Origin of the sequence: Helicobacter baculiformis, from assembly GCF_900197685.1 — a bacterium.
Lineage (GTDB): Bacteria > Campylobacterota > Campylobacteria > Campylobacterales > Helicobacteraceae > Helicobacter > Helicobacter baculiformis.
In genome coordinates this window covers 1-4,266 of record NZ_FZMF01000071.1, presented here as the reverse complement: position 1 = coordinate 4,266, position 4,266 = coordinate 1, and the positions used below count along the sequence as shown (strand labels likewise).

The window sequence follows — 4,266 nt, the reverse complement described above, 5'->3', positions numbered from 1 at the left end:
TGATGATCAGGGCGTGCCCTCTGAGGCACTGCAAAGGGATATTCAAGAGATTTTAAGCCACACAGGCAAGGGGGGAGCGAATCTAATGCGCCAACTCCATGAAATAATCGATCAAGCCTTAAGACGCTCTTAAGGGCGCTCTTCAAGCTCAGAATTCAAGCTCACCCGTTTAGCATCGTTAAAACTCACATCTATACTTCTGATGAGTCCAAAGAAGCGCAAATATTCCAGCGCATCAGAGAGTTCGATCACACTAGGAATAGTGGTTGTTCCCTCTTGAAGTTTAACCATGAAGTTTCTTTCATTCTGTGCTACATAACAAAACAAGGGGGTGTTTTCTGCAATGTTGTTTTTTTAATTTTTCTAAAGAAACTCCATGCATATACACATTAAAGCTCCACTTTGGCTAAAGGTCTCTGTGCTCTCTTGGACTTGGAGATGATCTCTAGAGTGGAGTAGAGGGTATTGGGTTCTAAAGTAATATGGGGCATACAGGCATTAGAAGCGTCTTAATCGACAAATACTCTGTAATTTTTAGTAACCAAGACTTCTTTATCTTGTTTTTAATATGCAGGTAGGAGTCTTCAAAAGTATAGTGAAACTCTTATGCGATCATAATATATCTTGTGTCCTTAAATGCTAGAACACTCTGTATGGCTAGAGAAGTGAAATTCCAGTTAGTATCATAGAATAACAAGGTGCAGTGATCGTTTTTTTGTGCTGGATTCTTCAAAAACATCATTTAAAAATGCGCAATCAACACGATAACCCTTGCAGACAACCAAATAAAAATCTATATTCTTGGGTCTTGTATAGGTCTGGAAAGCGGCACAACCAAAGCGAATAGGCTCTAACACAAGCACTAAATACTTTTTCTTTCTTATAAGCATTGTTTGTATAAGCCAAAATGGCTTGGTGAGTTTCATTGTAATTTGTATTATCTACAATGTAGATGTTTTCAGGTTCAAAAAGAAAGATTTTCGTTTGGAAAATGATATAGACTGGGTCATTTTCATAATCGTGTTTTTTGTCTTGTTATGTCTGTTCTTATAGTCTGAAAGGCGAGCTGCCCGATTATTTATAATGGAGAGATTGAGGTAACCAGCCGGTTGGCTAGCGGGCAACTTTCTTTCTGATTTTCCACGTACATCCTCTCTATCTGATGTGTTTTATGCTGGGATTCTAAATTATGGATAATTAACTGGACTAATCCGCTTTCATGGGTGAGCATGGAATAATAGAAATGCTTGACATTCTCTATGTTAGGTAAAATGTCCCAAAGTTTTGCAAGGCAATGTAACGCGTTTCTCTTCTTGTGTCGTTGTAGATGTAGGACCTAAAACCCTCCACATTCCTCCTAAATGGAGTGGTCAAAGTTTAAGAAGTTGATAGGGTATACTATTGAAACTTCCAACTATTAATGTGGAACATGTTACTCTCAAACCCGCCGTCCAAGAACTCCAAAAACTCCCTCACTTTGAACACCTTTTGCTATGAGAAACTAAGGACTAAGGGCATGGGCAACCGAATCACCTATATCCAACTCTATTTTCAAGCCATCGCTAAGACCAATAAGACAGAGAACAAGTCAAAAGAGATATAAGGACCATGCGTGGAAAATTAGAAGTGATGAGGCGATTAAACAGGTCAAACATTTTATCAAACGAGCAAAACTAGATGATAGCATGTTAGAAGTCTTGGGTAAACCCCAAGACTCTAGCGTTGTTATAATAATTGATACCATAGAGACAGCGAAAGATGGTCATGAAATGTTAGTCAAATACTACAAAGACGGCCAAGAGTTTTAATAAAAAAGTGCCACTCTAACCAACAAAGAAATTTTGCTAGAAAGCCTCACTAGATCGGGTCATTAAAAATAGAGTAAGATACTCAAACTATGCCCCTTTTGCACAAAGCCCCCTAAACTCTCTTGCACCACCTCGTTAATATCGCGCTTCAAGCCTTGGGCGTAATCCTCCCAATATTGGCGCACTTTGGCAATGAGGGGGTTTTTAACCTTGTGATCGTAGGCAAATTCCCAGCGTTGGTATTGATCATACACGGTATACCAGGTGTCTATTTGATCCCCCCGCGTAGCGACTTGCTTTTGTGCACTTCGCGCGACTTGGTGTAGTTGTCAATAATCTTACGCGCCGCGTGGTCCTCAACGCCCTCCCTAGCGCGCATCAGATCCTCTAAATATTTATACACCGCTTTCCCCGCGATCGTTTCGTACCATTCAGAACCGCTATAGGTGCTCGTGAGGTGGTCCACCACCCGCTCCTCAATTTCTAGAGGCGCTTTCATCGCGCTCGCGATGATCGCATCGATGTTTTGGGCTAAGGCTTGGCTAGTAGAGCTATAGCGCCCCGCCTTGATGCTCAAGATTTTGCGCGCCCCGGTGAGATATTCGATCAAATCCTCATACGTGCTTAAAGATTTCCTAATCTGATCAGAGGCGTACGATCCCACGCGCGCGTACTCGCTCCAGTAGCGCGTGCTCGTCTTTTTGACTAAGCCCCACCAACTCGTGCGCGTGGTGGTTTCCTTCATGTCCTTAAAAAACTTCGCATGTATTTCTTTGGAGGTGGCGTTATTGAAAAACGCAATGCCTGAAGAAAACAGCTCGGTTTTAACTTTTTTGGAGCTAAACCCTCCAATGAGTGTGCCTAAAATCCCCCCAAAAAACCCCCCAGCTAGCGCCCCAATAGGTCCAAAGCTTGCCGCGCCAATGGCAGCGCCCGCCCCCGCTCCAATCAAGTTAGCTTTTTGCATGCGCGCTTGGGTTTGCTTGTCCCCTTGGGTGTCTATAAAACTTCCTAGCAAGTTGCCCGCAGCAATGCCCGCCCCAAAGCCCATCAGCACCACCCCTAAGCCCTGCGTAAAAACTTTAAGCTTGTCGCCCAACTTCCCTAATAAGCTATCTGCCTTGATCTCAAATTGGGGACCCATCACGCTTTTAAGCGCGCCTTCTAAATCCCCACCCATCAAGGGTTTTAAAAAGCCTTCATGGAAACTAGAGGCAAAGCTTTAAAACTCAAACAATTTTGTTTAACCTGCTCTTGAAGCTTTTTAAGCTTTTCTTCATGTTCTTTTTGGGCGCGGGCGGCTTCCTTAGCGGCGCGCTCCTCCTCCCTTTGGGCTTGGGCAAGCTCTCTTTCTTCTTGGCTGACTTGAGAGAGGGCGTTACGCATGCGCCGTACGCGGACCTCTCCATCGACATTAAAAATAATGTTACAAATGTAATCTTGCAAATTCATAAGAACAGTCTAGCGCGCTAAGAAAGGTTTTTTGCGCCAGTTTCAAGGACTCTTCAAGCCCCCTTGAACACCGCTTGAATGGTGTTTTTAGGTGAGCTCTTCAAGTTCTAAATCTAGGTTTACGCGTTGCGCGTCGTTAAAACTCACATCCACCCCCCTAATGAGCCCAAAGAAGCGCAAACATGCCAGCGCGTCAGAGAGTTCGATCACACTAGGGATACTCTTATTTTTAGCCAAAACCCCCAATGTCCGATCCAAGTCTTGCAAGCCCACAAGTACACTAAATTTATAAGTCTTGCGAAACAAGCCTAATTCAATTTGGGTCAGTCCCTCGTCATTGACATTGATTTTAGAGAAGTCTTCTAGGCTCAATGAATCCCTATAGAGGGTTATCCCCACCTCTACAAAGTCCCCACAAAAGATCACCCCCACCCTGATGGGCAGATCTTTAAAGAGCTGCATGGCAATATGATAAACACATTCCCCTGCATGCCCTAATAAGTAAGTGCCCTCATAAGGACCTGCTAGGGTGTCCACACTCACAGGCTCCTCAATGTTAGGGGCATAGACGCGCACACACAGCGCGCCAAAAAGGCAATTAGCCATGAAAAGCGCCCCGCTTGTTTGAATCTTGAGCTCTAAGGGCTCTTGGGTGCTAGAATAGGTGTTAAGCCCCGTATCAAAGGCGGCGATCGTGTTGTCTGCGCCCACCTGTTTAAAGTCATTTGCTAAGTCCGCCTTAACGCCTTGGGGGGTGTCTTTCAGGCATGCATAGATCATTTTTTGATCCCCCAGGCGCACGCGATCCCCCACCTTGTATTTGCAGGAAGGGTCAAACTCCGGGGTGTTGTCCACTAGGTTATTTTCTAAGATGGTGATGTCATGGCGGATCATCATGCGCATGGGCTATCTTTGCGGCTTTGCGCCCCGACAAAACGCTAAATCTTTTTCTAAGAGCTCGGTATAGATCAAGAGTGCTTTGATGTTTTCAGAAATAAGAGGGCTG

General features: G+C 44.4%; 6 protein-coding genes. 1 reads left to right on the top strand and 5 read right to left on the bottom strand.

The features are described 5' to 3' along the window. Positions 1-129: 129 nt before the first annotated feature. A complete protein-coding gene (locus C6G87_RS08575) occupies positions 130-291 on the bottom strand; it encodes a hypothetical protein (protein ID WP_158653140.1) in 162 nt (53 codons plus the stop codon). Positions 292-1,429: 1,138 nt separating this feature from the next. On the opposite strand from C6G87_RS08575, the gene C6G87_RS08570 reads away from it, so the two are divergent. Continuing rightward, the gene (locus C6G87_RS08570; protein ID WP_158653139.1) at positions 1,430-1,603 is read left to right on the top strand and encodes a hypothetical protein; all 174 of its coding nucleotides are present in this window, start codon (positions 1,430-1,432) and stop codon (positions 1,601-1,603) included. 267 nt (positions 1,604-1,870) lie between these two features. Here the strand turns inward: C6G87_RS08570 and C6G87_RS08190 are convergent, their stop codons facing one another. The 4 genes from C6G87_RS08190 to C6G87_RS08175 form a co-directional block, all read right to left on the bottom strand. Continuing rightward, complete coding sequence (locus C6G87_RS08190) at positions 1,871-2,062, bottom strand: hypothetical protein (RefSeq protein WP_104753002.1); 192 nt, start codon at positions 2,060-2,062, stop codon at positions 1,871-1,873. A gap of 14 nt (positions 2,063-2,076) precedes the next feature. Continuing rightward, positions 2,077-2,988, bottom strand: coding sequence for a hypothetical protein (locus C6G87_RS08185; protein ID WP_104753001.1), 912 nt, complete (start codon positions 2,986-2,988; stop codon positions 2,077-2,079). Between the two features lie 8 nt (positions 2,989-2,996). Next, positions 2,997-3,260, bottom strand: coding sequence for a hypothetical protein (locus C6G87_RS08180; RefSeq protein WP_104753000.1), 264 nt, complete (start codon positions 3,258-3,260; stop codon positions 2,997-2,999). An 87-nt stretch (positions 3,261-3,347) separates the two neighbouring features. Then, positions 3,348-4,163, bottom strand: coding sequence for a hypothetical protein (locus C6G87_RS08175; protein ID WP_104752999.1), 816 nt, complete (start codon positions 4,161-4,163; stop codon positions 3,348-3,350). Between the last annotated feature and the right edge of the window lie 103 nt (positions 4,164-4,266).